A 25,279-nucleotide genomic window follows, 5' to 3' on the forward strand; every position below is an offset into this window, starting at 1 on the left:
TTCGATGATGTCGTGCTCCCGCTGTGAAGTTGCTGAATAGTTCAACTAAATTGTTGCGTTGTCAACTAAGCGTGGTGAGGATGGTGGGGAATCCATCGATGCATAGGAGAGTGCGCATGCGAGTACGAGCAGTCCGGACCGCAGCGGTGTTGACCATGTCCGCGATCATGACCGCCGGGCTCGGCGTCCTGGCCTCGCCCGCCTCGGCGCAGGAGTCCGGTCTGACCTTCTACAGCGGGACCTTCACCACCGCCGTCCTGAACGTCCCGGCACCGACCGGCGCCTGCGCGCCGCTGCCCTCGACCGCCGACAGCCACGTCGGTTGGAGCGGCTTCCAGGACGTCACCTTCTACCGGACCGCGGACTGCACCGGGCAGGCGACAGGCGTCGGCACGCTGCGGACCTATCCGGCCGGGCAGTACACGAGCTTCCGCGCGATCTGAGCCACCGAGCGCGTTCCGGGACGGGGCCGACACCGTCGACACGCCCCGTCCCGGGCCGGGGGCAGCCCCTCGGCGAGCCGCATCTTTCGTCGGGCGCCGGGTAGTCGCCGTCATGCCGGCACGGATGGCGGGGGACAGCATGGAGAGTTACCCGGCAGTCGAGAACCACGGTCTGATCGGTGATCTGCAAACCGCCGCGTTGATCAGCACAGACGGGACCGTGGACTGGTTCTGCGCACCCCGTTTCGACTCGCCGAGCGTCTTCGGCGCGCTGCTGGACCGCCGCAACGGGGGCCACTTCCAACTCTCGCCCGACGGCGTCGACTACACGAGCAAGCAGCTCTACCTGCCCGGTACACCAATCCTGATCACCCGCTTCCACAGCGCCGACGGTGTCGGTGAGCTGTTGGACTTCATGCCCGTCACCGGCGAAGAAGCCACCGACCGGCACCGGTTGATCCGGTTGGTCCGCATGATCCGGGGAAGCATGCCGTTCCGCTTCGACTGTCAGCCCCGGTTCAACTACGGCCGCGACCCGTTCGAGCTTGAGGTGCACCCCGAGGGCGACGTCTTCCGCAGCCAGACACTGAGCTTCGCCCTCACCCTCTTCAAGGACGCGAAAGGGCTGATCGACGCGGGGGCCATCAACCGCGACGCGCAGGGCGTATCGGCCCGGTTCAGGCTGCACGCCGGCGACGTCGGCGGAGTGGTCCTGGAGACGGCCTGTCCGCACGCGCCCCGCGCGCTCAGCACCGAGGAGGCGTGCGAACTGCTCGCCGAGACCCGCGACTTCTGGCGGCGGTGGGTGGATCGTTCCCGCTATCGGGGCCGTTGGAGGGAGGCGGTCGAGCGGTCGGCGATGACCCTGAAACTGATGACGTACGCGCCGACCGGCGCCCTGGTCGCCGCCCCCACCGCGGGGCTACCTGAGCAGATCGGCGGGCAGCGGAACTGGGACTACCGCTACACCTGGATCCGGGACGCGTCCTTCTCGGTGCACGCGCTGCTGAAGCTCGGCTTCACCGACGAGGCCCAGAAGTATCTGCTCTGGCTCGACGCGCGCATCCGGGACGCCCGGGACCCTGATCTGCCCCTACAGATCATGTACCGGATCGACGGCTCACCGGACCTGCCCGAGGAGGTGCTCAGCCATCTGGAGGGCTACCGCGGGTCGGCGCCGGTGCGCATCGGCAACGCCGCGTCGGGTCAGCTGCAACTCGACATCCACGGCGAGGCGCTCAATTCCCTGGAACTCGCCGACCGGAACGGCCTGGTCGCGCCGTACGAGGGGTGGCGCAAGACGGCGGAGTTGATGGACTGGCTCTGCGAGCACTGGGACCAGCCCGAGGACGGCATCTGGGAGACCCGGTCCGGGCGGCAGGACTTCACCTACGGACGGATGATGGCCTGGGTGGCGCTGGACCGCGCCATCCGCCTCGCGCAGCGGCGTGGGCGCCCGGGTGACACCACCCGTTGGGCGACCGAACGCAACACCATCTACGAGCAGGTCATGACGCGTGGCTTCCACTCGGGGCGGCAAGCCTTCGTGCAGCACTACCGCACCGACATCCTGGACGCCTCACTGCTTGCCATGCCCGGGCTCGGCTTCATCTCGCCGATGGATCCGATGTGGGAGTCGACGCTGCGGGCGATAGACGCCGAGTTGGTCTCCGACAGCCTCGTCTACCGCTACGACCCGAACGCCTCGCCGGACGGCCTGGCCGGCACCGAGGGCACTTTCAGCATGTGCACCTTCTGGTACGTGCAGGCCCTCGCCCAGGCCGGCCGGATCGACGACGCGCGGTTGACCTTCGAGAAGATGCTCACCTTCAGTAACCCGCTCGGCCTCTACTCCGAGGAGATCGCGCCGACAGGTGCGCAGATCGGCAACTTCCCGCAGGCGTTCAGCCACCTCTCGTTGATCAGCACGGCGACCCATCTCGACGAACTGCTGGACCGGCAGGGCTGACGAGCCGGTCAGAACAACGTCAGCGGCTCGACCGGGATCGGCTCGGGCAGCGGGTCCAGTTCGGGCACGCGGGCCCGTACCTCGTCGTGGAACCGGCGGGCGAGCGCCGGCGCGTCGGCGTTGTCCGGAGTGTGGATGAACATCGTCGGCGAGCGCCCCTCGCGCAGCCAAGTGGCTGTCACGTCGACCCACCGCTGCCACCCCTCGACCGTGCGCGTCGAGTCGTCGCGACCGAGGTAGCGGACGATCGGCCGGTCGGTCAGCGCGACGGACCGCAGCGGCACGCGCGGCTTCTTGGTCCAGGCGTCCCGCTCCGCGTCGCTCGTGGGCGGGCTGGTGAAGAAGGCTGTCGTGTCGAAGGGGACCCACTCGGCGCGGGCGGCGGCGAGGGTCTCCCCGAGCAGTCGGGCTGCTCGGTCCTCGGTGAAGAACGCCTGATGGCGCACCTCCACCGCGTAGCGGTGGGACTGTGGAAGCCGCTCCAGGAAACGCTTCAGAACCGGGACGTCGGCGGGCGCGAACGAGCCGGGTAGCTGGATCCAGAGGGCGTGGGCGCGTGGGCCGAGCGGCTCGATGGCGTCCAGGAAGGTGCGCAGTGGTTCGTCGACGTCGGTGAGTCGGCGTTCGTGCGTGATGACCTTGGGGAGCTTGAGGACGAACCGGAACTCGGGATCCGTCTGCGCGGCCCACGAGGCCACCGTTTCCCGGGTCGGGGTCGCGTAGAACGTCGTGTTGCCCTCCACGGCGTCACACCAGCTGGCGTAGTGCGCCAGGCGCTCGGTGGGCGGCAGCCGGTGGCCCGGCCACGACCTGTGGCTCCACATCGCGCACCCCACGTGCAGACGCATGACCCGCCCTCCCGACTTGACCGGACCCACCGTATCCGGGCCGTCGGACCCGACCGGGCCGACGGTGCGGCCGGTAGGGTTCGCGGTCATGCGTGTGCTGTTCGCAAGTCTTGCGTCAGTCGGTCACACCTATCCGCTGATCCCGCTCGCGGTCGCCGCCCGGGACGCCGGGCACGAGGTCCACTTCGCCGCCGGTACGGAGGTGCACGCGCCGCTCGCCGCGAACGGCTTGCGGCCGTTCCGTCCCGGCGACGCCTTCTACGAGGTGTACGCCGAGGATCTCGAACCGGAACTGGCGCGGCTGCGGCCGGACCTCGTGGTGCACGAGTGGGGGCTGCCGGGGGCGGCGGTGGCGGCTCACCGGGCCGGGATACCGGGCCTGTGGCACGGGTTCGGCCGGATGTTCCCCGAGGGCATCGGCCTGGAACTCCCCACCAGGAACGCCGAGGTCGTCGGTCGGCCGCACCTGGACATCTGGCCGCCCTCGTTGCAGGACGGGGACTTCCTCGCCACCGAACGTCGCATCGAGCTGCGACCTGTCGCGTTCTCCACCCCGGCCCCGCTGCCCGTTCGGGTGGGCCGGCCGCTGGTCTACCTGACCCTCGGTACGGCGTTCGGCACGCCGGAGCTGCTCCGCACCGCCATCGCCGGTCTGGCGACGCTTGACGCGCAGGTGGTGGTCGCGGCGGGCCGGGTGCCCCTGGAACAGCTGGGAGAGATCCCCGACCAGGTCAGCGTGCATCCGTGGGTGTCGCAGGCGGAGTTGCTGCCGCTCGTCGACGTGGTGGTCCACCACGGAGGCAGCGGCACCACCCTCGGCGCGCTCGCGGCGGGCGTACCCCAGTTGTTGCTTCCGCAGGGCGCGGACCAGTTCGCAAACGCGGAGGCCCTCAGCGCGGCCGGGGTCGGTCTTCGGCTCCTCCCTGGAGAGACGGACGCGGGGGCCATCGCCGAGCAGGCCCACCGGTTGCTGCCGCAGCACCGCAGCGCCGAGCAGCGCGACGCGGCCCGCGCGGTCGCCGAGGAGATCGCCGCCATGCCCTCGCCGGAGGCCGTCGCCAAGCTCCTGCCGGAGTACGCGGGACCAGGGGTCTGATGACAGCACAGGCGTCAACCCAGGGTTGACGAAGAGCTGCCGTCAACCTATAGTTGACGCATGACGGAACCCAGCCAGCTGAGCAACGCGCTGAAGCTCGACGACCTCATTCAGTCGATCAAGAAGCTGCACACCGACGCACTCGACCAGCTCACCGACGCGGTGCTTGTCGCCGACCACCTCGGCGAGGTCGCCGACCACCTGATCGGGCACTTCGTCGACCAGGCCCGGCGCTCGGGTGCCTCCTGGACCGACATCGGCCGCAGCATGGGCGTCACCAAGCAGGCCGCCCAGAAGCGCTTCGTGCCGAAGGCGACAGACGCCGGGGCGCTCGACCCGAACGCCGGCTTCGGCCGGTTCACCCCGCGCGCCCGCAACGTCGTGATGGCCTCGCAGGAGGAGGCCCGCGCCAGCGGCAACGCCGAGATCGGCCCCGAGCACCTGGTGCTGGGCCTGCTGGCCGAGCCGGAGGGGCTGGCGGCCCGGGTGATGGCTAATCGGGGCGCCACGCCCGAGGTCGTACGGGAGGCGGTTGGCGCCGTCCTGCCACCGCGGGCGGAGCAGGTCCCGGACCTCATCCCGTACGACGCGCGGGGCAAGAAGGCGTTGGAGCTGACCTTCCGGGAGGCGCTGCGCCTCGGGCACAACTACATCGGCACCGAGCACATCCTGCTCGCCCTGCTGGAGCACGAGGACGGGGCTGGCGTGCTCACCGACCTCGGCCTGGAGAAGGCGGCGGTCGAGGCCGACCTCGCCGCCATCCTCGCCGTCATCGCGCAGAAGTAGGAACCGAGGTCAGGACGCCTCGGGGAAGCCGTAGCGCAGGGCGTGCTCCGGATCGGTCGGGTCGATCTGGCGTACGCCCGCGTCGGCCAGGCGCTTGTTGACCTCGTCGAGCTGCTCGCGCACCAGGCGGGCCTCCTCCTCGGTGACCCGGCCCCGGTGTGGCTTGCCGGCGTGCTCCAACGTGCCGTAGTCGATCTTCTCGGCGCTCTTGCGGGCCTTGGGTGGGCGAACCCGCTCGGCCGTCTTCAACAGCTGCGCCATCGGCACGTCGGTGGCCATCGCGTCGAACTCACTTGCGGTCAACACCACCCGGCGGGGCTCACCGTTGCCGTGCCGGTCGTGGATCTCGACCACCGCCACGTCCAGCGCGGCATCGTCGATGCTCTCCACCTCGCCGGGAGTGGCGTCCAACTGCACGGGCCCGGCGACCAGGTCCGGGTGCTCCAGCACGACGACGCGGACCACCTCGTCGTCCTGCTGCAGAACCGTGCCGGTGAAGTCGGAGACGTGGATCGTCTTCTTGCCCATGCGCGGAGCTTCTCCTGTCGTAGGCCGGGATGGCGGACCACAAGAAATTACCCGACAGGTGTGCGAAAGCCGCCGCTGGACCTCCTCCGGTGTGTCGCCCGGGGCGACCGTCAGAGGCTGCCCTTTGGTGCCACCCACTCGGTGGGCTGGCCGGTGGCAGCGGTGATGCGCCATCAGGCTGCCTCGGCATCGCGTGCCTGCTCGGCGAGCGAGCCCAGGTCGCGACCGCCGCCATAGCGCCAGGCGTCGGCGGACCCGGAGAAGTCCATCTCCACCTGATCGAACGCGGCAACGATCTCGCGAGCCTGCGGTGCCGGCCGTGGTGCGTCAGTGGGTGTTCAGGCGGTGTCGACTGGAGCTGCCGACGGGGAGCATGTTCAGCCCGGCCCAGGACAGGGCTCCGCTGCCGACCGTCCGCGGGTTCCGGTAGCGCGGCTGGGGCGGATTGCCCCCGACGGCCTCCGCCGCCTGCCAGAGTCGCTCGGGGTCCTGCTGGTAGCTGTCGTTCGGCTGAATCGGCATGCGTTCACCGTCCCAAACAAAGGTGTCCAGGTATGGAAATACATATGACGGTCGATTTATGCAGATGGTTCCCGTACCCCTGTCTTGCCCGGCCCGGACGTATGGTGCGCCCGGCCCCGCCGTCCGGCGTACGGTGATCCACGACTGTTCGGGTGACGGGGGAGGTGCGCATGCTCGACCGGCGCCTTCACCTGCACCTGGCCACCTGGCTCGGCCAGTGGCCGGCCGGGCCGGGGTTGCACGTGGTCGCCTCCCAGCGGCGGGCCGAACCGGCCTGGGATGGCCGGCTACGCCCCGCGCTCGCCGTGGACACCGGGCAGAGCACCGTGCTCTCCGTTGCGCCGGACCACGTGGCGGCGGTCCGCGCGTTGGTTGGTCGTACGCCGGCTCGGCTGCTGGCCGCGCTGCCGGAGGCCGTCGGTCGGCCTGAGTTCTGCGTGCACGACGGCCCCTTCCGGTGGAGCCTTGCACCCGCGCCGCTGCCCGACGTGGGGGAGTGGACCGAGCCGACCGCCCCCGGGCTGCCGCCGTGGCTGCGCCTCTTCGACCGGCAGGTGCTTGTGGTCCGTGACCCCGACGGGGGCTACCTGGCCGGTGCCGCGATCAAACGGCACGACGCGTACGGGCACGAGTTGGCCGTCGGCGCCGTGTCGGCGGCCGAGGGGCGCGGCCTCGCCCGTCGACTCGTGGCCCAGGCGGCGCGGCGGGTGCTCGACGAGGGGGCGGTCCCCACCTACCTGCACGAGCGGGACAATCACGCCTCGGCCCGGGTCGCCGAAGCGGCAGGTTTCCCGGACCGGGGCTGGCGCGCGTACGGGGTCTATCCGCGCTGAGCGAGCGATGGGCGCGGACCGTGGATCCCGGGCCGGATCCACGGTCCGCAACCTCCCCCCAGGCCCCGGTTCCGGTGGTAGCGGCCCCGCTGTGGGCGAGCCGCTACGTGTCGATCACGCTACGTATCGAACAGGGTCTGAGCAAGGTTCAAGCTGTCGATTCGGAGTGTCGAAAAGTGGACTTGACCTGCGGCAGAGTCTGATCGGCGTGCCGACCTGCCCGGTGACGTTGCGTGCGGTCAGCCGGCCAGGCCGAGCGCCTCGGCCGCCGCGCGACCGTTGGCGTGGCTCGCACCGTAGGTGGTGACGAAGGCGCGGACGCCCGCCGGCCGCCACTGCGCCGGCCAGCCCATCTCCACAACTGTCACCGGGTGCTGGGCCGCCAGGTCGGCGATCAACTCCGGGCCGCCGGGCAGCCGGTGCAGGTGTCGCCCGACCAGCACGATGGGACGGTCACCGGCCAACCCGCGCAGCGTTGCCGGGTTGGTCTCGGTGGCGATCACCCGGATCTCCGACACGCCGTGCAGGTGGGGACCGAGGCCCCACGGCACCCGACCCTCGGCGATCGTCGACTCGGTGTGCAGCTGCACCACGAGTGGCTGGTCCAGGCCGGTGAGCAGGCCGTCCACTCGGACCGCGCGGCGCGCTGCCGCGTACCCCAGCTCGGTGTCTCCGGTGGCCGGCGACGAGCCGGCGGCCCGGGTCCAGGCGGCGAGGTCGGCGGCGCGGCCGGCCGCCTCCTCCACCCGTGCCGTCGGGAGCCGGCCGTCGGCGAGCGCGTCGACGATCTCGACGGCCACCCGCTCGACAAGCTCGGCGTCCACCTTCGCGCCGATGCAGAGCAGGTCGGCGCCCGCGCTCAGGGCCCGGACCGCGGCCGGGCCGACGCCGCCGGCGGCCACCGCGGCACCCTTCATCTCCAGCGCGTCGGTGATGACGGTGCCGGTGAAGCCGTACTCGGTGCGCAGCAGGTCGACCAGGACGGCCCGGCTGAAGGTGGCCGGGTCGGCGCCGGTGAGCGCCGGCACCCGGATGTGCGCGGTCATCACGGCGCGCGCCCCGGCGGCGACGACGGCCGCGAACGGCGGTAGGTCCCGTTGGCGGAGCAGGCCCAGCGGAGCGTCCACGGTGGGGAGTTCGTGGTGGGAGTCGGTGACGGTGGCGCCGTGCCCGGGGAAGTGCTTGGCGCAGGCGGCCACGCCTGCGGCCTGCAACCCGGCCACGGCGGCGGCCGAGTGGGCGGCCACCCGCACCGGGTCCGCGCCGAAGGACCGGGTGCCGATCACCGGGTTGTCGTCGGCGGTGTTCACGTCGACGGTGGGGGCGAGGTTGACGGTGATGCCGAGCGCGGCCAGCTCGGCGCCGATCGACTGGTAGACCCGTCGGGTGAGAGCCACGTCGCCGATCGCACCGAGGGCGGCGTTTCCGGGGTACGGGCTGCCGGTGGCGTGCGCCAGCCGGGTCACGTCGCCACCCTCCTCGTCGATGGCGATCAGCGCGTCCGGCCGGCCGGCGCGCAGCGCGGCGGTGCTCGCCGCCACCTGTGCGGGGTCGTACACGTTGGTGCCGAACAGGGTGTGCCCGGCCAACCCGTCGGCGAGCAGGTCGACAGCCCAGTCCGGCGGGACCGGGCCCGGGTACGCGGCCAGCAGTGTGCCCAACGCCAGCCGGCGCAGTCCTGGATCCAAACCCACGTGATCTCCCCCTTCGGTGCCCCACGGGTACGAAACGTCGTACCGGTCGGTGGTCTTGGCCCTGCCGACTCGGCCGAGCGTCCCACCGTCGGGTGACCGTTACGCTACGGCTACCCGTTCGCAGGTCGGTTTACAGTTAGCAAAGTTTACTAAAACTAGAGGACGTGTCATGAGTGCGACCCGGCTGCCCGGCACCCCCCGCCTGTTGCGGGCGCTCAACGACCGTGCCGCGCTGGAGCTGCTCCTCGAGCGCGGCCCGCTGACCCGGGCTCGGCTCGGCGAGCTGACCGGGCTGTCGAAGGTCACCGCCTCGCAGCTGGTCGAGCGGCTGGAGGAGCGCGGCCTCGTCGCGCGGGTCGGCGAGCAGGCCGGCGGGCGAGGGCCGAACGCCCAGCTCTACGCCGTCCGCCCGGGCAGCGCCCACGTGGTCGGCGTGGACGTCGGGCCGGACCGGGTGGTGGCCGCGTGCGCCGACATCACCGGCGCGGTCATCGGCCAGGTCGAGCAGTCGACAAGGGACACCGACGACCCGGTGGGCGTGGTGCACAACGCCGTCGTGCAGGCGGCGAGCAGCGCCCAGGCGCAGCTCAGCAGCGTACGACGGATCGTGCTCGGCACGCCGGGCCTGGTCGACCCCGGCACCGGCGACATCACCTTCGCCTTCAACCTGCCGCGCTGGCACAGCGGTCTGCTCGCCGCGCTGCGGGACGACCTGCACACGCCAGTGGTCTTCGAGAACGACGTCAACCTGGCCGCGGTGGCCGAGGCGCAGTCCGGTGCGGCGCAGGGGCTGTCGGACTTCGTGCTGGTCTGGGTGGGCGCCGGCGTCGGTCTGGCGATCATGCTGGGCGGGCGGCTGCACCACGGCAGCAGCGGCGCGGCCGGTGAGATCGGCTACCTGCCGGTGCCCGGAGCGCCCATCCCGCGCGACGTGTCCCGCCGCGCCAAGCCGGCCTTCCAGCAGTTGGTCGGCGCGGACTCGGTGCGCGCGGTGGCCGCCGAGCACGGCTACCCGGACGGCGACGCCGCCGAGGCGGTCCGTGCTGCCGTCGCGGCCGGTGCCGACGGTGGCCCGATGCTCGACGAGCTGGCCCGCCGCCTGGCGCTCGGCGTGGCAAGCACCTGCGTGGTGCTCGACCCACCGCTTGTCGTGCTCGCCGGCGAGGTGGGCCAGGCCGGCGGCGCGGCGCTCGCCGACCGGGTGCAGCAGGAGGTCGCGGCGATCACCCTGGTCCAGCCACGGGTGGTGCCGACCGGGCTGACCGAGGAGCCGATCCTGCGCGGCGCGCTGCGGACCGCCCTGGACGCGGTCCGCGACGAGGTGTTCGGCTCCACCGTCGGCTGAGCCCGCTGCGGCGGTCATGTGAAGAAATATTTCACCGCACGTCCGTATGGTGCAAGCTCTTGCCGCATGACCGGGCGACCTGGCCCGTCAGGCCGCCCGTCGCGGGACGGGCGGCCCGGAGCAGCCTCAGATCAGGTCGCGGCGTCGGAACACGGTGAACGCCGCAGCGGTCAGCCCACCGGTGAGCACGAGCAGCACCAGCAGCGACGCCCCCCAGCTGACCGTGTAGAACCCGTCGCAGTAGGGGCCGTTGCTGCCCACGCAGACCTGTTCGTCGTAGAACCGCGCCCCGCCGCTGAGCCATGCCCCGATGTGGCTGGAGAGCATGAACAGGTCCGACCTCGGCGCGTCGATGATCTCCAGGACGACCCGGGCACCCAACTCCCAGACCACCACGTACGCCGCGAACACGCCGAGCGCCGCCGAGGTGTGCCGGCCCAGTGTGGCGATCGCGAAGCCCAGCGCCGAGGCCAGCAGCACCAGCACCAGCCCACGGCCGTGCACCGCGCCGAGCGAACCCCAGAAGTCGCCGTCCAGCCGACCCGGCAGCCCGGCGGTCTGCCCGATCACCCAGAACGTGCCGAGGTACGCCACCGACGCCAGCAGGGCCAGCACCAACACCGCGCCGAGCAGGGTGCCCAACTTGGTCGCGAGCACCGTCAACCGGCGCGGCCGCCACAGCAGCAGGTTCACCACGCCGCCCGAGTTCAGGTCCGCGCCGATGTAGGAGGCGCCGACCAGGAACCCGAAGAGCACCAGGAACGCGATGAGGAAGTACAACAGTGGCCGCGCCTGCTCGGCGAAGCTGAACACACCCGGCAGGAAGTCGGCCGCGATCGGCAGCCGCTCCTGTCGGATCGGGTCGAGCGCCGAGCAGTGCTCCAGCACGTATCTGTCGGTGTCGACCGGGAAAGTTTCCTTCTGGCGGTCCAGGCACTCCTGGTGGGTGGCCTCCAGGTCGCGCCGCGCCTCGGCGGCTCGCTCCCGTGCCAGGTTCAGCTCGGTGACGCTCGGCTTGTGGGAGCCGGCAAGGGTGGTCGCCCCGGTGACGGCGAACGCCAACACCAACAGGACGACCATGAGTTGTACGAAGCGACGCGCGGACAGTCGCTCCACCTCGGCACGCACCAGGTTCACGCGTCCACTCCCCGATCGATGTCGATCACAGCTTCGCCCTGCGGCAGCGACGAGTCGTCGACCTGACGCGGCACCGGCGGATGCTCGTACGCGCCGGTCAGCTCCAGGAAGACGCTCTCCAGATCCGGCCGCAGCGGCGTCAGCTCGCCCACCCACAGCCCCTGCTCACCGAGCACCCGGCTGACCACCGTCGGGTCGCTCACCCCGCTCACCACCAACGTCTCGCCGTCCACGACGGCCGTCAGCTCGGCCGCGTGCAGCAGCTCGACGGCCCGCTCCGGCTCGGCCACCCGCACCAGGAACTCGTGCCGGTCGTGGCCCGCCAGCACCTCGTCCACGCGGCCGGTCGCCACCCGCCGACCCTGCGAGATGATCGTGACGTGGTCGCAGATCAGCTGGATCTCGCCGAGGATGTGACTGGACACCAGCACCGTCACCCCGTTGGCCGCCAGCGACCGCATCAGGTCCCGCATCTCGCGGATGCCCGCCGGGTCCAGCCCGTTGGCCGGCTCGTCGAGGATGAGCAGCCGCGGGTCCTTCAACAGCGCGGACGCCACCGCGAGGCGCTGCTTCATGCCCAGCGAGTAACCCTTCACCCGCTCGTCGCCCCGGTCGTGCAGGCCCACCAGATCGAGCACCTCGTCCACCCGCGAGACCGGCACTCCACCAGCGCGGGCCAACAACCGCAGCGTGCGGTGACCGGTGAAGTTGCCGAAGAACTGCGGGCTCTCCACGATGGCGCCGACCTGGCCGGCCACCCGGGGCAGCAGCTCCGGCGACGGTTCGCCGAGCACGGTCATCCGGCCGCTGTCCGCGCGTACCAGCCCCAGCAGGGCCCGCAGGGTGGTGGTCTTGCCGGAGCCGTTGGGGCCCAGGAAGCCGTGGATCTGGCCCGCCTCGACAAGCAGGTCGAACCCGTCCACCGCCACCCGTCGGCCGTTGCGCACGCTGTAGAAGGTCTTGCGCAGACCCTCGATTTCGATGACCGCGCTCATCCGCGCGGCTCCGGACGTCGACGGGGCATGAGCCGTCCTTCGGTCGTGGTGATCAATGACACGGCGCTTCACCCTATGACCGGGGTGCCGCCCATGGGGGGCACCCCGGCGCTGCGTGGTTGGATGGAGCGGTGAACCCGGATCTGGTGGTCAGCCTCGACGGCGTCGGCGTACGCCGCTCCGGCACCGCCCTCCTACAGGACCTGACCTGGCACGTCGAACTGGACGAGCGGTGGGTCGTGCTCGGCTCCAACGGTGCCGGCAAGACCACACTGCTCAACCTCGCCTCCGGCCGGCTGCACCCCACCACCGGTGTCGCCCACGTGCTCGGCGAGCGGATCGGCCGCACCGACGTCAACGAGTTGCGTACCCGGATCGGGCTCACCACCGCAGCGATCGCCGAACGACTGCCCGCCGACGAGCGGGTCAGCGATGTGGTGGTGACCGCCGCCTGGTCGGTGGTCGGCCGCTGGCGGGAGAACTACGACCGTGGCGACGAGGCGCGGGCGCGGGCACTGCTGGGTCAACTCGGCGTCGGTGGCCTCGCCGAGCGCCGCTACGGCACCCTCTCCGAGGGTGAGCGCAAGCGGGTGCAGATCGCCCGTGCCCTGATGACCGACCCGGAGCTGCTGCTGCTCGACGAGCCCGCCGCCGGGCTCGACCTGGGCGGTCGGGAAGACCTGGTCGCCCGACTGGCCGAGCTGGCGTACGACCCGGACGCCCCGGCGATGGTGCTGGTCACCCACCACGTCGAGGAGATCCCGCCCGGGTTCACCCACGCACTGCTGCTGCGCGAGGGCGGGGTGGTCGCCCAGGGCCTGCTCGCCGAGACGCTCACCGGTGACAACCTCTCCAAGACCTTCGGGCTGCCACTTGTGGTCGAGCGGTCGGGCGACCGCTTCACGGCTCGCGCCGCCTGAGCGTCGGACGGGCAGAGCCGACCGTGCCGCAGACCCGGGTCGCCGTGGTGGGCAGCGCCAACATGGATCTGGTCGCGATGGCCCCCGCGCTGCCGCGACCGGGCCAGACCATGCTCGGCACCGACTTCGTGATGGTGCCCGGCGGCAAGGGCGCCAACCAGGCCGTGGCCGCGGTGCGGGCCGGCGCATCCGGTGTCTTCCTCGGTGCGATCGGCTCGGACGCCTTCGGCGTCACCCTCAAGGCCCGCATCACCGCGGCCGGCGTGGACACCAGCCACCTGCGCGTGGTCTACGGGGCCTCCGGGGTGGCGCTGGTGATGGTCAACGTCCAGGGGGAGAACGCCATCGTTGTCACCCCCGGCGCGAACGACGCCCTGGTCGGCCTCACCGAGGAGGAGTTGGCCGCGGTGCGCGGGGCGGACGTCCTGGTCGCCCAACTGGAGATCCCGGTGCAGACCGTCACCGCCGCCGCGGTGGCCGCCCGCGAAGCCGGCACCAGGGTCGTCCTGAACGCCGCCCCGGCACGCGACCTCCCGCCCGACCTGCTCGCCGCCGTGGACCTGTTGGTCGTCAACGAGGGCGAGGCGCAGGCACTCGCCGGTCGAGGTCGGGAGGAGCCCCGGGCGTTGCTCGACCTGACCCCCCGCGCCGTGCTCACCCTCGGCGATGCGGGCGCCTGGTACGTCGACCGGGACGGCGCCGAGGTGCACGTGCCGGCGGTACCCGTCGACGTGGTCGACTCCACAGCGGCCGGTGACGCGTTCACCGCCGCGTTGGCGGTCGGCTGGGGCGAGGGGCGTGAGCTGGTCGACGCGGTGCGCTGGGCGTCGGCGGCCGGCGCCGCCTGCGTCCGCAGGCTCGGCGCGTCGGTGGCGCTCCCACGACGCGCCGAGATCGACGAACTGTACGTGCCGGCCTGACCGCGGCGTCCGTCTCCTCCAACAGGGTCAGGCTGGCGCGGATCCGCTGGTCGACGAGCCAACGGATCGGGCTGGTGCCGGTGGCTCGGGCGAAGCGCCGCAGTTACGTGCGGGGTGCGGGAGGGGCTGCCGGTGGTGACGGAGGCGGGGCTGACCCGGCGACCTGTCGACGACCTCACCGCACCCACCACGACCGTCACCTGCGACTGCTGACCTCCGGGCCGGCGGGCGGTGGCTCAGTTCACGGGCTCGTCGGCGAGCTTCTCGCCGCGTCGGCGCAGCATGCCCAACCCGGGGATGCCGGCCACGGCGAGCTTGAGGTCACGGGTGACGTCGAGCAGGTCGTGCAGGTCGGGGCCGACCCGGTCCAGGGTGGCCAGGATCGGCAGGATGTCGGCAGTCAGATGCTCCTTCAGCTTGGGCAGCTCGTCGATCAGGTGGATCGCCGCGCTGATCTCCTCGTGACTCAGCTCCTCGACGAACCGCCCGGCCATCGGCGCGGCCCGGCGCAGCGCCGGCTCGTACGCCGTCAGCAGTTCGGCCGCCGTGGCAGCGGCCTGCGCCGCGGTGTCCACCGTCTCCGCAGCGCGGCTCGCGACCCGGTCGGCCTCGGCGACCACCACGGCGGCGGCGGTGGCCACCTCGCTGGCCGTGTCGATGGCGGTGGTCGCGGCGGCGCTGATGACTGCCACCTCGCGGACCGCGGCCTCGGCGTCGGTGAGCACCTGGTCGGTCCGGTCCAGGGTCGTCTCGATCCGGTCGACCACACCGTTGATCCTGGCCAGCAGGGCCTCCACCCCGTCCAGCACCGCGAACGCGCGGGCGGGCACGGCGGCCATCGAGGCGGCCGAGCCGAGCGCCTGGTCGAGAGCGGAGCGGGTCAGGCCGACCACTGCGGTCGGGGTGGGGAGGGGAATCGCCATGGGTCAAGTGTGCGTCGCCGGTGCCAGGACCGCCCGACGGAGCCGGTCAGCGTGACCGCCGACCGGTTCCGTCGGCGCGGGCCACCCGCAGCGCCCACCAGATCAGCGGCACCTGCAACGGGACCCGGCCGTACGCGATGGCCCGCTTCGTCGGGCGGCGGTGCCGCCAGTCCACGGCCATCTTCACGTTCGCCGGCAGGACGGCGACGAAGAGTGCGGCGGCGGCCCGACCGCCGGCCCGCCGGGTGGCCGGGTTCGCGACCGCCGCCGCCACCGCAAGCTCGGCCACCCCGCTGGCGTACGTCCAGAACCGGGGCGGTCCGGGCAGCGCACGCGGCACGATCGGGTCGTAGACGCCGGGGCGTACCAGATGGGTGACGCCGGCCGCCGCGAGCAGGCCGGCCAGGGCGGCGGCCTCGCCGCGGCGGGTGGTCGTCAATGGTCCCCCTGCTGTTCGACGGCGCGCTGCACGGCCCGGTAGATCTGCCCGAACCGTAGCGCGTCGGGGGTACGCACCAGCAGGTCCTCCCGGCCGTGGTGCTGCACCCACAGCTCGTGCACGTGGCTGCCGCGCTCGTAGGAGCGGTCCAGCCAGCCGAGGGGGATCTCCAGGAACGGTGCCAGGGCGAGCGCCCCCACCGCGCAGGCCGCCAGGATGATCAGCGCCAGCTGCCAGTTGCCCCGGTCCTGCGCCGACCAGGCGAGTGACAACACGCAGACCACGGCGACGAGCGGCGGCAGCGAGAGCAGCAGGACCAGGACGCCGCGACCCAGCACACGGCCGCGTACGGCGAGAGTCTTCTGCCCCCGTGCGTGCCAGACGAACGTCACGTCGGACAGGGCGATCACGTGACCGCCTGCCCGGATCGACTCGGACGTGACCTGCACCGCGTCGTCCCGGTAATAGAGGGTCATCACTAAGCCTAACCACCGCCGGGCAAACCGCGCCCAGCTCGGCCGCGTGCGGTGGGCGTGGTGCCCGCGATTGGTCAGGCGCTGTTCGGCGGGTAGCGGTGATGGTGCAATGGTCCTTTGGAGCTGAATCGTTTGCGACATCACGTGGCACGGCGCCGCTGTGTCATCGCGGCGCTTCGCTATGTTGCGGCGGGCTCGATCTGATTCGTTTGCGATATCAGCTCCATAGGCATTGCACGAACACTGCGCCCGTGCCCGTGCCCGTGCCCGTGCCCGTGCCCGTGCCCGTGCCCGCGCCGCGTCCGGCTGGCCGGCGCGGTCCACCGCACGGGTGGGCGAGGGAGCGGAACCAGGCTGGCTAGCGGCGCGTGACGGGGCGGGCCGGTTGGCTGTGCTCGACCGCGCGCTGCACCGCCCGGTAGATCTGCCCGAAGCGCAGCGCGTCACCCGTCCGCAGCAGACGCACCGGCTGACCCCGCCAACGGGCCCAGATCTCCAGTTGGCGGCTGCCTCGGGCGTACGAGCGGTCCAGGTGTTCGAAGAGGAAGTCGGCGACCGGCCCGACGGCCAACCCGACGAGCACCGACGCGCCGACGATCGCGATCGTCACGGTGGGTGAGCGGTGCAGCCAGACGGCCACGCCGATGCCGAGCACCGCCGCGACAAGCGGGCCGGCGAGCGCGGCGCCTATCGCACCGCGACCTACGAGCACGCGCCAGGAACGGGTGCCACGGCGGTGCCAGACCATGGTGATGTCGGCCAGCGCGTAACTGCGACCGTCGACGCGGACGGTGCTGGAGGTGACCTGTACCGACCTGTCGTCGTAATAGGTGATCATGGCTGGACTCCCGCCCACGGGGCTGACACCACACTACTTACCCAAACGAGCCGGGTCGTAAGGTTGGCACGCGACTTCAACGAGGAAGTGAGGGCAGCGTGGGCGAGTTCGTTCGGCTGGAGACCACTGGCGGCATCGGCACGATCCGGCTGGAGCGGCCGCCGATGAACGCGCTCAACACCCAGGTGCAGGAGGAGTTGCGCGCCGCCGCCACGGCGGCCACCGCCGATCCCGAGGTCCGCGCCGTCATCGTGTACGGCGGGGAGAAGGTCTTCGCCGCCGGCGCGGACATCAAGCAGATGGCCGACATGTCCTACGTGGACATGGCCGATCGGGCCGCCAACCTGTCCAGCGCGCTCGGCGCGATCGCCCGGATCCCCAAGCCGGTGGTCGCCGCGATCACCGGGTACGCCCTCGGCGGCGGCTGCGAGCTGGCGCTGGCCTGTGACTGGCGGATCGTGGCCGACGACGCCAAGCTCGGCCAGCCGGAGATCAAGCTCGGCATCATCCCGGGCGCGGGCGGCACCCAGCGGCTGGCTCGCCTGGTCGGCCCGGCCCGCGCCAAGGACCTGATCATGACGGGTCGGATGATCGACGCCGAGGAGGCGCTACGGATCGGCCTGGCCGACCGGGTGGTGCCGGCCGCCGAGGTCTACGAGGCCGCGGTCGCCTACGTGAAGCCGTACCTGACCGGGCCGGTGCAGGCGCTGCGCGCGGCGAAGCTTGCGGTCGACGGCGGCCTGGACATGGATCTGAACTCGGGCCTGGCCTGGGAGAGCCAGCTCTTCGCGGCGTTGTTCGCCACCGACGACCGGCGGGAGGGCATGGCCGCCTTCGTCGAGAAGCGCAAGCCGGACTTCACCGGCCGCTGACGATTAGTCGAGAACAGTTCACATTGTTCCTACCGGCCAGTAGCGTGAGGCCTCGGTCATGAGGAACGAAGGGGAGCGGCGAATGACGGAGCGGATCGAGGGTCACGGCGGCGAGTTGGCGCTCGCGGCCCTGCGCGCGCACGGCGTACGGGAGATGTTCACGCTCTCCGGCGGGCACGTCTTCCCGCTCTACGACGCGGCGTACAAGACCGACTTCCCGATCTACGACGTCCGGCACGAGCAGTCCGCGGTCTTCGCCGCCGAGGCGGTGGCCAAGCTCCAGCGCCGCCCCGGCCTCGCCGTGCTCACCGCCGGGCCGGGTGTCACCAACGGCATCTCCGGCATGACCAGCGCGTTCTTCAACGCCTCGCCGGTGCTGGTGTTGGGCGGCCGCGCGCCCGCCTTCCGCTGGGGCTCCGGCAGCCTCCAGGAGATGGACCACCTGCCGCTCGTCGCCCCCGTCACCAAGCACGCCGAGACGGTGTTCAGCACCGACGACATCCCGCGTGCGGTGGGTGCGGCCCTCAACGCCGCGCTCACGCCGCACCGCGGCCCGGCCTTCCTCGACTTTCCGCTGGAGACGGTCTTCTCGGTCGCCGAGACCGAGCTGCCCACCGTGACGGGCGTCGACCCGATCGCGCCGGACCCGGAGGAGGTCGGCCGCGCCGCGCTGCTCATCGCCGGGGCGCAGCGGCCGGTCATCATCGCCGGCTCCGACGTCTACGCGAGCGACGCGGTGGCCGCGCTACGCGAGGCGGCCGAAGCGTTGCAGGTGCCGGTCTTCACCAACGGCATGGGTCGCGGTTCGCTTCCGCCGGAGCACCCGCTCGCGTTCGCCAAGGCCCGCCGGGCCGCGCTCTCCGGTGCCGACGTGGTCGTGGTGGTGGGCACCCCACTGGACTTCCGGCTCAGCTTCGGTGACTTCGGTGACGCGAAGGTGGTGCACATCGTCGACGCGCCCAGTCAGCGGGCGACGCACGTGCAGCCGGCCGTCGCCCCCGCGGGTGACCTGCGGCTGATCCTCTCCGCGCTCGCCGACCACGCCGGCGACCGGGCCGACCACGCCGACTGGATCGCCGATCTGCGCGTGGCCGAGGACGCCGCGAAGGCGCGCGACGCGGCCGAGATGGCGGCCGAGACCGACCCGATCCGCCCGGCCCGGATCTACGGCGAGCTGCGTCGGGTGCTGGCCCCGGACGCGATCACCATCGGCGACGGCGGCGACTTCGTCTCGTACGCCGGGCGGTACCTGGAGCCGGCCCAGCCCGGCACCTGGCTGGACCCGGGCCCGTACGGCTGCCTGGGCACCGGCATGGGTTACGCGATGGGGGCCCGGGTCAGTCACCCGGACCGGCAGATCTGCGTGCTGATGGGCGACGGCGCGGCCGGGTTCTCGCTGATGGACGTCGAGTCGCTGGTCCGCCAGAAGCTGCCGGTGGTGATCGTCGTCGGCAACAACGGCATCTGGGGGCTGGAGAAGCACCCGATGCGCGCCATGTACGGCTACGACGTGGCCGCCGACCTCCAGCCCGAGCTGCGCTACGACACGGTGGTCAGCGCGCTCGGCGGAGCGGGGGAGACGGTCGCCAAGGCGGCCGACCTGGGCCCTGCGCTCCAGCGGGCGTTCGACTCCGGAGTGCCGTACCTGGTCAACGTGCTCACCGACCCGACCGACGCGTACCCCCGGTCGTCGAACCTGGCCTGAGTCGCACCCGCCGCCGTCGTCGCACGTGCGCCGACGGCGGCGGCGCGCTCACACCTCGGGTCGGTCACCCTCGCGTGGCGGCTCACCGTCGCGGCGACGCAGGTCGTCCTCGCGCCGACGAAGGTCTTCCTCCCAGCGGCGGAAGAGCTCCTCGTCCTGCTGCTGGGCGCGCTCCTCGACGGAACGGAGAAACTCCGGGTCGTCGTCGGGGGCCACCGGCCGGCGGCGCTGCCGCTCGGCGCCGCCGCTCACGCCCGGCCAGCCCTTGCCGGCGCCGGGGGTGCGCTCCCGGCCGGCGACGAACCAGGCGATCGAGCCGACCAGCGGGAAGAACAAGATGATCAGCACCCAGGCGATCCGGGGTAGGCCACGGATCTGACCTTCCTCGGCGGAGAGACAGCTGATCAGCGCGCAGACCGCGAGGACGATCTGCACCAGGAAGAGGAGTACGCCAAGCCGGGCCATGCACCCATCATGGCTCACCGAATCCCGTCACCACAGTCCGCGCAGCACCAGCGGCACTCCGAGTAACGCCAGCACCACGGTGCCCACCGTGACCAGGGGCAGTGTGCGACCGCCGGTGCGGGCCGGGCCGGTGCCGGTGCCCCTCGGCCAGCAGAGCACCAGCAGGGCGCCCCACACCAGCACGGTGGCCCCGGCGATCAACGCCCCGACCGGGCCGCCGGTCGACGCCAGCCGGACGGCCAGCGCGGTCACCACCGTCACCGTGAGCAGGGTGCGCCGCCACGCCAGCCGGGTCCGCTCCGGTTGCAGCCCCGGGTCGCGTCCGGTGCTCACCGCCCGCCGACCGCCCGCATCAGGACGGCGACCACAAGCAGCACCGCGCCGACGCCGACGGCGAGCGCCAGGATGGCGGGGAACCGGGACGCGGGCAGCTCCTGACCGAGCCGGATGGCCCGTTCGGTACGTGCCCAGTGGTCCACCGCGCGGATCGCGACCGCCGCGCCGAGCAGCAGCAACGCCACCGCGATCACCTCCCGCAGGTGGCTCATCGGCAGGGGTGGCAGGAACTGGGCGGCGGCCAGCCCGCCACCGACGAGCGCCAGCCCGGTGCGCAGCCAGGCGAGGAAGGTCCGTTCGTTGGCCAGGGAGAACCGGTAGTCCGGCGGTTCACCGATCGAGCGCAGCTCCGCCGGGTCGAACCACCGCCTGATCGCCTCCCACACAGTGGGAGAATATCCGCTTCCCCTTCCGCTTAGCCTGGTCCGGTGACTGATCTCGACGTACCGACGCTGCGCCACGCCTACGACACCCAACTCCGCCCGGAGATTCCCGACCCGGTTCCGGCCGGGGTGACGGTGGAGCGGGACGGGCCGCTGGTCCGCATCATCGGGCTCGACGCCGGCGGTTTCCTCACCTACCGCGACCTGGGCGGGTTGACCGGCGACGCGCTCGACGAGCTGATCGCCCGGCAGGTGCAGCTGTTCCGTGAGCGTGGCCAGTCGGTCGAGTGGAAGCTCAACGAGCACGACGAGCCGGCCGACCTGGCCGACCGGCTGCGCGCCGCCGGCTTCGTCCCGGAGGACCGGGAGACCGTCGTGGTCGGGCCGGTCGCGCCGCTGGCCGCCGCGCTGCCTGTCGTTCCCGAGGGGGTACGCCTGCGTGAGGTGAGCGCCCGGGAGGACCTGGAGCGGATCGCCGCCATGGAGGAGGAGGTCTGGCAGGAGGACCGCTCGCACCTCGTGACGGGTCTGGCCAAGGAGATCGACGCCGACCCGACCTCGATCACCGTGGTGGTGGCCGAGGCGGACGCGACGGTGGTGAGCGCCGGCTGGGTGCGGTTCCCGGCCAACACCGGCTTCGCCACGATGTGGGGTGGCTCGACCCTGCCGCAGTGGCGGCGCAAGGGCATCTACCGGGCGTTGGTCAACTACCGGGCGCGGCTTGCCGAGCAGCGGGGTCGGACGCTCATGCAGGTCGACTGTTCCGAGGACAGCCGGCCCATCCTCCAGCGGCTCGGCCTCGTCGCGGTCACCACCACCACCCCGTACGTCTACACTCCGTGATCATGGAGCAGCGGTTGACGGACGAGGAGCGCCTGACCCTCAAGACCGGTGCCTTCGGTGCCGTCTTCCTGGTCTCCAACGCCGACCCGGGAGTGCTGGGGGTGATCCGGGAGAGCATCGCCGCGTCCGGCGCGCTCGCCGACGCCAGTGGCACGGTCAAGGAGGCGCTGACCACCGGCCCGTTGCCGCGGCTTCCCCGGGACTCGCAGCTGGAGATCGAGTCGGTGGTGCTGCCGGCGCTGGGGCGGGCGGTGCGGATCCTGCGGGAGAAGTCCCCCCGGGAGGTGGACGCGTACCGCGAACTGGTGTTGGCCGCGGCGGACCAGGTGGCCCGGGCGCACGACGGGGTGGCACCCGCCGAGGCGGCGGCCATCGACCAGATCCGTGTCGCGTTGGCCGAGCCCGCCTGACCGGCCGCGCGTCGGTGAGCTGTGTCACGCTGAGTGCTGCGGGAGCGCAACCTACTGGCAGGTAACATTGCGTCGTGGGCAACTGCACAGCCGCCCGCGGTTGACCTGACGTCGACCGACGCGCGACGCTGCGCCCCAGACCGGGCGAGCGAATCGCAACACCACACAGGAGGGTCGTCGAAGCGCGATGAACATCGTCGTACTCGTCAAGCAGGTGCCTGATTCGGGCGCGGACCGCAACCTGCGCAATGACGACAACACCGTCGACCGCGGTTCGGCGAACAACGTGATCAACGAGATGGACGAGTACGCCATCGAGGAGGCCCTGAAGATCAAGGAGGCGCACGGCGGTGAGGTCACCATCCTGACCATGGGTCCGGACCGGGCGACCGAGTCGATCCGCAAGGCGCTCTCCATGGGCCCGGACAAGGCCGTGCACGTGCTCGACGACGCCCTGCACGGGTCGTGTGCCGTCGCCACCTCGAAGGTGCTCGCCGCGGCGCTCGGTCAACTGGGCGCCGACCTGGTCATCTGTGGCGCCGAGTCCACCGACGGTCGGGTCCAGGTCATGCCGCACATGATCGCCGAGCGGCTGGGTGTCGCGGCGCTCACCGGCGCCCGCAAGCTCACCGTCGACGGCGCGACGCTCACCGTCGAGCGGCAGACCGAAGAGGGCTACGAGGTGGTCACCGCCGCCACCCCCGCCGTGGTCTCCGTCTGGGACACGATCAACGAGCCGCGCTACCCCTCCTTCAAGGGCATCATGGCCGCCAAGAAGAAGCCGGTGCAGACGCTCTCGCTCGCCGACCTCGGCGTCGCGGCCGACGAGGTGGGCTTCGACGGCGCCACCAGCGCCGTCGTCGAGCACACCAAGCGCCCCCCGCGCTCCGGCGGCGCCAAGGTCACCGACGAGGGCGAGGGCGGCGTCAAGCTGGTCGAGTTCCTCGCCACCGAGAAGTTCGTGTGAGAGGGGGGTTCTGACATGTCCGAGGTTCTCGTCGTCGTCGAAGCCACAAAGGAATTCGGCGTCAAGAAGGTCACCCTGGAAATGCTCACCCTCGCGCGTGAGCTGGGCACCCCGAGCGCGGTGGTGCTCGGCGGCGCCGGCGCCGCCGAGGCGCTGAGCGGCAAGCTGGGCGAGTACGGCGCGGAGAAGATCTACGCCGCCGAGGGTGACGAGATCGACGGCTATCTGGTGGCCCCCAAGGCGACCGTGCTGGCCGAGCTGGTCAAGCGGGTGCAGCCGGCCGCCGTGCTGCTGGCCTCTGCCCAGGAGGGCAAGGAGATCGCCGCCCGGCTCGCCGTCAAGCTCGACAACGGCATCCTGACCGACGTGGTCGGCCTGGACGCCGACGGCACCGCGACGCAGGTCGCCTTCGCCGGCTCGACGATCGTCAAGTCCAAGGTCACCAAGGGTCTGCCGTTGGTCACCGTCCGGCCCAACTCGGTCACCCCCGCCCCGACGGCGGCCACCCCGGCGATCGAGCAGCTCAGCGTGTCGGTCACCGACACGGACAAGCTGGCCACGGTCGTCGAGCGGGTCGCCGAGCAGAAGGGCTCCCGCCCCGAGCTGACCGAGGCCGGCGTGGTCGTCTCCGGTGGTCGGGGCGTCGGCAACGCCGACAACTTCAAGCTGGTCGAGGAGTTGGCCGACCTGCTCGGCGGGGCCGTCGGCGCGTCCCGCGCGGCAGTCGACTCCGGCTTCTACCCGCACCAGTTCCAGGTGGGTCAGACCGGCAAGACCGTCTCCCCGCAGCTCTACGTCGCACTCGGCATCTCCGGTGCCATCCAGCACCGGGCCGGCATGCAGACCTCGAAGACCATCGTCGCGGTCAACAAGGACGGCGAGGCGCCGATCTTCGAGCTGGCCGACTTCGGTGTGGTCGGCGACCTGTTCAAGATCGTCCCGCAGGCCGCCGAGGAGATCCGCAAGCGCAAGTGACCCTGCGACACGACAGTGGCCGCCCGTGCGAACGGGCGGCCACTGCCAGGTGGGGAGCTGATCGGCGAGCCGGGGAGCTGAGCCGGCCCGCCGATCAGCCCGTCAGGGAGCCCCTCAGCAGGCTGTCGCCGGAGTGGCGGGTGTTGTTGTCGTACTGCTCGGCGGAGACGTCCACCACCGAGTAGGTCTTGAGGTCGACATTCGGGGGCAGGGGTAGCAGCGCGTCCGGGCCGCCCCCCAGGGTGCCGATCGAGAACATCTCCATCGTCGTCGGATTGATGAGCCAGACCTCGTAGTACCCAGGGACGCTCGGGAGATTCGCCACATGCAGATGTAGTTGGCCGTCCTGGAGAACCCGTGCGTCGCCCTTGGCCGTCGGGGGTGTCGCCCCGTACGCCGCCAGCGGGGCGCTCGCCACCACCACCGGCGTCGGGGTGGGTGTCGGATCGTCAGGTCGCAGCACCGAGACGGTGCCCACCACGCCGACCGCCGCGGCGGCGGCCGCGGTCACCGCGGTGGCCACCCACCGGGACAGGCCACGCCCCCGGCGCGAGCGGCGCGTCGGGTCCAGTGGGGTCACCGTCGACTCGGCCGGGGCTCGCTCGACGCTGGTGGTGTCGGCCTGCTCGGGCACCCGGTGTCGACGGGTCTCGGTCAGCAACGGCCCGGCCTCTGCCGCCCTGACCTGGGCTTCGATGCCCTGCCAGACGTGCTCCGGCGGGCTGGGCAGGTCGGCCAGACCCTGTGTCTCGGCGCCGAGCCCCGCCACCTCCCGAAGGGTCGACACCTCTGCCCGGCAGAGCGCGCAGGTGTCGAGGTGGGTGCTCTCCCCGTCGTCCGCCTCGCTCTCACCGAGTGCCAGAAATACCAGCCGGTCGTGGTCCAGGTGCTGCACCGTCCACCTCCCATCTGCGTTTCAAGCTCGCCATGCCGCGTCGGATGTGACTCTTCACGGTGCCCAGCGGCACCCCGGTCACCGTGGCTATCTGCTGGTGTGTCAGGTCGTCGTAGAAGGCCAACTCCAGCATCCGCCGCTGGTCGTCCGGTAGACGCGCCAGTTCGTCGGCGATCACCAACCGGTCCACCACGCGGTCCGGGTCCGGATCGGTGGGCACCGGCTCGGGCAGTTGCCGGACCGTCTCCACCACCCGGGTCTCCCGGGCCGCGGCGCGCATCCGGTCGATCACCTTCCGCCGGCCGATGCCGAGCAGCCAACCGATCAGCGAACCCCTGGTCGGGTCGAACGTGTCGCGACCCAGCCAGGCGGCGACGAACGTCGCCTGGGTGACGTCCTCGGCGTCGCTGCGGTTGGCAAGCATGGACGTGGCCAGGTGGAGCACGGCACGGCCGTAGCGGTCGTACGCCTCGCGCAGCGCCACGTCGTCGCCGTCGCGGAACCTGCGGTCGAGGTCGTCCACCGGAGGGTCCGGTTCCTGTCGTAGCGCCGTCATCGGGCGGCTCGCCTTCGATGGGGCATGCCCGACTGTAGCTGCCACAGTCTCCGCCCCACTTCCCCGGTCGATGTCATCTCACCAGCTCTTCGTTCCCCGACCCCGTTCCGGATGCGGTCGAGGCCGGAAAAGAAAAGTGCCTCCGGGGCGCATCCGCCCG

General features: G+C 71.6%; 29 protein-coding genes and 1 pseudogene. 14 read left to right on the forward strand and 16 right to left on the reverse strand.

Going from position 1 to position 25,279, the window contains the following annotated elements; translation table 11 throughout:
* The first annotated feature begins 116 nt into the window (after positions 1-116).
* Positions 117-443 (forward strand): hypothetical protein, encoded by a 327-nt coding sequence (locus ACWER9_RS17600; RefSeq protein ID WP_452302823.1) that lies wholly within the window; start codon positions 117-119, stop codon positions 441-443.
* A 139-nt stretch (positions 444-582) separates the two neighbouring features.
* Complete coding sequence (locus ACWER9_RS17605) at positions 583-2,412, forward strand: glycoside hydrolase family 15 protein (RefSeq protein WP_452302859.1); 1,830 nt, start codon at positions 583-585, stop codon at positions 2,410-2,412.
* An 8-nt stretch (positions 2,413-2,420) separates the two neighbouring features.
* Here the strand turns inward: ACWER9_RS17605 and ACWER9_RS17610 are convergent, their stop codons facing one another.
* The gene (locus ACWER9_RS17610) at positions 2,421-3,236 is read right to left on the reverse strand and encodes a DUF72 domain-containing protein (protein ID WP_452302860.1); all 816 of its coding nucleotides are present in this window, start codon (positions 3,234-3,236) and stop codon (positions 2,421-2,423) included.
* Between the two features lie 112 nt (positions 3,237-3,348).
* Here ACWER9_RS17610 and ACWER9_RS17615 point away from each other — a divergent pair, with 112 nt between their 5' ends.
* Both ACWER9_RS17615 and ACWER9_RS17620 read left to right on the forward strand, forming a co-directional pair.
* Entirely contained in the window at positions 3,349-4,356 is a 1,008-nt protein-coding gene (locus ACWER9_RS17615) for a glycosyltransferase (protein WP_452302824.1), read from the forward strand.
* Between the two features lie 60 nt (positions 4,357-4,416).
* Positions 4,417-5,142 carry a Clp protease N-terminal domain-containing protein gene (locus tag ACWER9_RS17620; RefSeq protein WP_452302825.1) on the forward strand — a complete coding sequence of 242 codons (726 nt, stop codon included), beginning with the start codon at positions 4,417-4,419 and terminating at the stop codon, positions 5,140-5,142.
* Positions 5,143-5,151: 9 nt separating this feature from the next.
* Here ACWER9_RS17620 and ACWER9_RS17625 read toward each other — a convergent pair whose 3' ends face one another.
* Positions 5,152-5,670 (reverse strand): hypothetical protein, encoded by a 519-nt coding sequence (locus ACWER9_RS17625; protein ID WP_452302826.1) that lies wholly within the window; start codon positions 5,668-5,670, stop codon positions 5,152-5,154.
* Positions 5,671-5,997: 327 nt separating this feature from the next.
* Entirely contained in the window at positions 5,998-6,192 is a 195-nt protein-coding gene (locus tag ACWER9_RS17630; RefSeq protein ID WP_452302827.1) for a DNA repair protein, read from the reverse strand.
* A gap of 170 nt (positions 6,193-6,362) precedes the next feature.
* Here ACWER9_RS17630 and ACWER9_RS17635 point away from each other — a divergent pair, with 170 nt between their 5' ends.
* Positions 6,363-7,025: a GNAT family N-acetyltransferase gene (locus ACWER9_RS17635; protein ID WP_452302828.1), complete on the forward strand. Its 663-nt coding sequence runs from the start codon at positions 6,363-6,365 to the stop codon at positions 7,023-7,025.
* 239 nt (positions 7,026-7,264) lie between these two features.
* Here ACWER9_RS17635 and ACWER9_RS17640 read toward each other — a convergent pair whose 3' ends face one another.
* On the reverse strand, positions 7,265-8,719 hold the full coding sequence (locus tag ACWER9_RS17640; RefSeq protein WP_452302829.1) for a glycoside hydrolase family 3 N-terminal domain-containing protein: 1,455 nt from the start codon (positions 8,717-8,719) through the stop codon (positions 7,265-7,267).
* Positions 8,720-8,888: 169 nt separating this feature from the next.
* On the opposite strand from ACWER9_RS17640, the gene ACWER9_RS17645 reads away from it, so the two are divergent.
* A complete protein-coding gene (locus ACWER9_RS17645) occupies positions 8,889-10,064 on the forward strand; it encodes an ROK family transcriptional regulator (protein ID WP_452302830.1) in 1,176 nt (391 codons plus the stop codon).
* Between the two features lie 126 nt (positions 10,065-10,190).
* Here ACWER9_RS17645 and ACWER9_RS17650 read toward each other — a convergent pair whose 3' ends face one another.
* Positions 10,191-11,201: an ABC transporter permease subunit gene (locus ACWER9_RS17650; protein ID WP_452302831.1), complete on the reverse strand. Its 1,011-nt coding sequence runs from the start codon at positions 11,199-11,201 to the stop codon at positions 10,191-10,193.
* Positions 11,198-12,196, reverse strand: a complete 999-nt coding sequence (locus tag ACWER9_RS17655; RefSeq protein WP_452302832.1) for an ABC transporter ATP-binding protein — start codon at positions 12,194-12,196, stop codon at positions 11,198-11,200. The genes ACWER9_RS17650 and ACWER9_RS17655 overlap by 4 nt, the downstream gene beginning before the upstream one ends.
* Positions 12,197-12,327: 131 nt before the next feature.
* Here ACWER9_RS17655 and ACWER9_RS17660 point away from each other — a divergent pair, with 131 nt between their 5' ends.
* Positions 12,328-13,116: an ABC transporter ATP-binding protein gene (locus tag ACWER9_RS17660; protein ID WP_452302833.1), complete on the forward strand. Its 789-nt coding sequence runs from the start codon at positions 12,328-12,330 to the stop codon at positions 13,114-13,116.
* A 23-nt stretch (positions 13,117-13,139) separates the two neighbouring features.
* Positions 13,140-14,036: a ribokinase gene (locus tag ACWER9_RS17665; protein WP_452302834.1), complete on the forward strand. Its 897-nt coding sequence runs from the start codon at positions 13,140-13,142 to the stop codon at positions 14,034-14,036.
* Here the strand turns inward: ACWER9_RS17665 and ACWER9_RS17670 are convergent.
* From ACWER9_RS17670 to ACWER9_RS17690, 5 genes and pseudogenes are all read right to left on the reverse strand, one after another.
* A pseudogene (locus ACWER9_RS17670) lies at positions 14,035-14,139 on the reverse strand (AraC family transcriptional regulator); the annotation flags it as partial. The gene ACWER9_RS17665 and the pseudogene ACWER9_RS17670 overlap by 2 nt on opposite strands.
* A gap of 133 nt (positions 14,140-14,272) precedes the next feature.
* A complete protein-coding gene (locus tag ACWER9_RS17675) occupies positions 14,273-14,959 on the reverse strand; it encodes a hypothetical protein (RefSeq protein ID WP_452302835.1) in 687 nt (228 codons plus the stop codon).
* A 46-nt stretch (positions 14,960-15,005) separates the two neighbouring features.
* A complete protein-coding gene (locus tag ACWER9_RS17680) occupies positions 15,006-15,398 on the reverse strand; it encodes a hypothetical protein (RefSeq protein WP_452302836.1) in 393 nt (130 codons plus the stop codon).
* On the reverse strand, positions 15,395-15,874 hold the full coding sequence (locus ACWER9_RS17685; RefSeq protein ID WP_334498397.1) for a DUF6232 family protein: 480 nt from the start codon (positions 15,872-15,874) through the stop codon (positions 15,395-15,397). Before ACWER9_RS17685 ends, ACWER9_RS17680 begins: the two co-directional genes overlap by 4 nt.
* Positions 15,875-16,232: 358 nt before the next feature.
* Complete coding sequence (locus ACWER9_RS17690) at positions 16,233-16,712, reverse strand: DUF6232 family protein (protein WP_452302837.1); 480 nt, start codon at positions 16,710-16,712, stop codon at positions 16,233-16,235.
* A gap of 98 nt (positions 16,713-16,810) precedes the next feature.
* On the opposite strand from ACWER9_RS17690, the gene ACWER9_RS17695 reads away from it, so the two are divergent.
* A complete protein-coding gene (locus tag ACWER9_RS17695; protein WP_452302838.1) occupies positions 16,811-17,584 on the forward strand; it encodes an enoyl-CoA hydratase-related protein in 774 nt (257 codons plus the stop codon).
* 82 nt (positions 17,585-17,666) lie between these two features.
* Entirely contained in the window at positions 17,667-19,289 is a 1,623-nt protein-coding gene (locus ACWER9_RS17700) for an acetolactate synthase (protein WP_452302839.1), read from the forward strand.
* 48 nt (positions 19,290-19,337) lie between these two features.
* Here ACWER9_RS17700 and ACWER9_RS17705 read toward each other — a convergent pair whose 3' ends face one another.
* Genes ACWER9_RS17705 through ACWER9_RS17715 form a run of 3 tightly spaced genes read right to left on the reverse strand, consistent with a single transcriptional unit; the run spans position 19,338 to position 20,476 of the window.
* Positions 19,338-19,754, reverse strand: coding sequence for a PLD nuclease N-terminal domain-containing protein (locus ACWER9_RS17705; RefSeq protein WP_452302840.1), 417 nt, complete (start codon positions 19,752-19,754; stop codon positions 19,338-19,340).
* 27 nt (positions 19,755-19,781) lie between these two features.
* Positions 19,782-20,087 carry a DUF202 domain-containing protein gene (locus ACWER9_RS17710; RefSeq protein WP_452302841.1) on the reverse strand — a complete coding sequence of 102 codons (306 nt, stop codon included), beginning with the start codon at positions 20,085-20,087 and terminating at the stop codon, positions 19,782-19,784.
* Positions 20,084-20,476, reverse strand: a complete 393-nt coding sequence (locus ACWER9_RS17715) for a YidH family protein (protein WP_452302842.1) — start codon at positions 20,474-20,476, stop codon at positions 20,084-20,086. Before ACWER9_RS17715 ends, ACWER9_RS17710 begins: the two co-directional genes overlap by 4 nt.
* A gap of 42 nt (positions 20,477-20,518) precedes the next feature.
* On the opposite strand from ACWER9_RS17715, the gene ACWER9_RS17720 reads away from it, so the two are divergent.
* From ACWER9_RS17720 to ACWER9_RS17735, 4 genes are all read left to right on the forward strand, one after another.
* Positions 20,519-21,316 carry a GNAT family N-acetyltransferase gene (locus ACWER9_RS17720; protein ID WP_452302843.1) on the forward strand — a complete coding sequence of 266 codons (798 nt, stop codon included), beginning with the start codon at positions 20,519-20,521 and terminating at the stop codon, positions 21,314-21,316.
* Positions 21,313-21,726 carry a hypothetical protein gene (locus ACWER9_RS17725; protein WP_452302844.1) on the forward strand — a complete coding sequence of 138 codons (414 nt, stop codon included), beginning with the start codon at positions 21,313-21,315 and terminating at the stop codon, positions 21,724-21,726. Before ACWER9_RS17720 ends, ACWER9_RS17725 begins: the two co-directional genes overlap by 4 nt.
* 187 nt (positions 21,727-21,913) lie before the next feature.
* Positions 21,914-22,693 carry an electron transfer flavoprotein subunit beta/FixA family protein gene (locus tag ACWER9_RS17730; protein WP_452302845.1) on the forward strand — a complete coding sequence of 260 codons (780 nt, stop codon included), beginning with the start codon at positions 21,914-21,916 and terminating at the stop codon, positions 22,691-22,693.
* Positions 22,694-22,708: 15 nt separating this feature from the next.
* A complete protein-coding gene (locus ACWER9_RS17735; RefSeq protein WP_452302846.1) occupies positions 22,709-23,668 on the forward strand; it encodes an electron transfer flavoprotein subunit alpha/FixB family protein in 960 nt (319 codons plus the stop codon).
* 94 nt (positions 23,669-23,762) lie between these two features.
* Here ACWER9_RS17735 and ACWER9_RS17740 read toward each other — a convergent pair whose 3' ends face one another.
* Together ACWER9_RS17740 and ACWER9_RS17745 are read right to left on the reverse strand one after the other, a co-directional pair.
* Complete coding sequence (locus ACWER9_RS17740; protein WP_452302847.1) at positions 23,763-24,563, reverse strand: anti-sigma factor; 801 nt, start codon at positions 24,561-24,563, stop codon at positions 23,763-23,765.
* Positions 24,517-25,119 carry an RNA polymerase sigma factor gene (locus ACWER9_RS17745; RefSeq protein ID WP_452302848.1) on the reverse strand — a complete coding sequence of 201 codons (603 nt, stop codon included), beginning with the start codon at positions 25,117-25,119 and terminating at the stop codon, positions 24,517-24,519. Before ACWER9_RS17745 ends, ACWER9_RS17740 begins: the two co-directional genes overlap by 47 nt.
* Positions 25,120-25,279 lie beyond the last annotated feature (160 nt).

This window comes from Micromonospora sp. NPDC003944 (assembly GCF_053605225.1).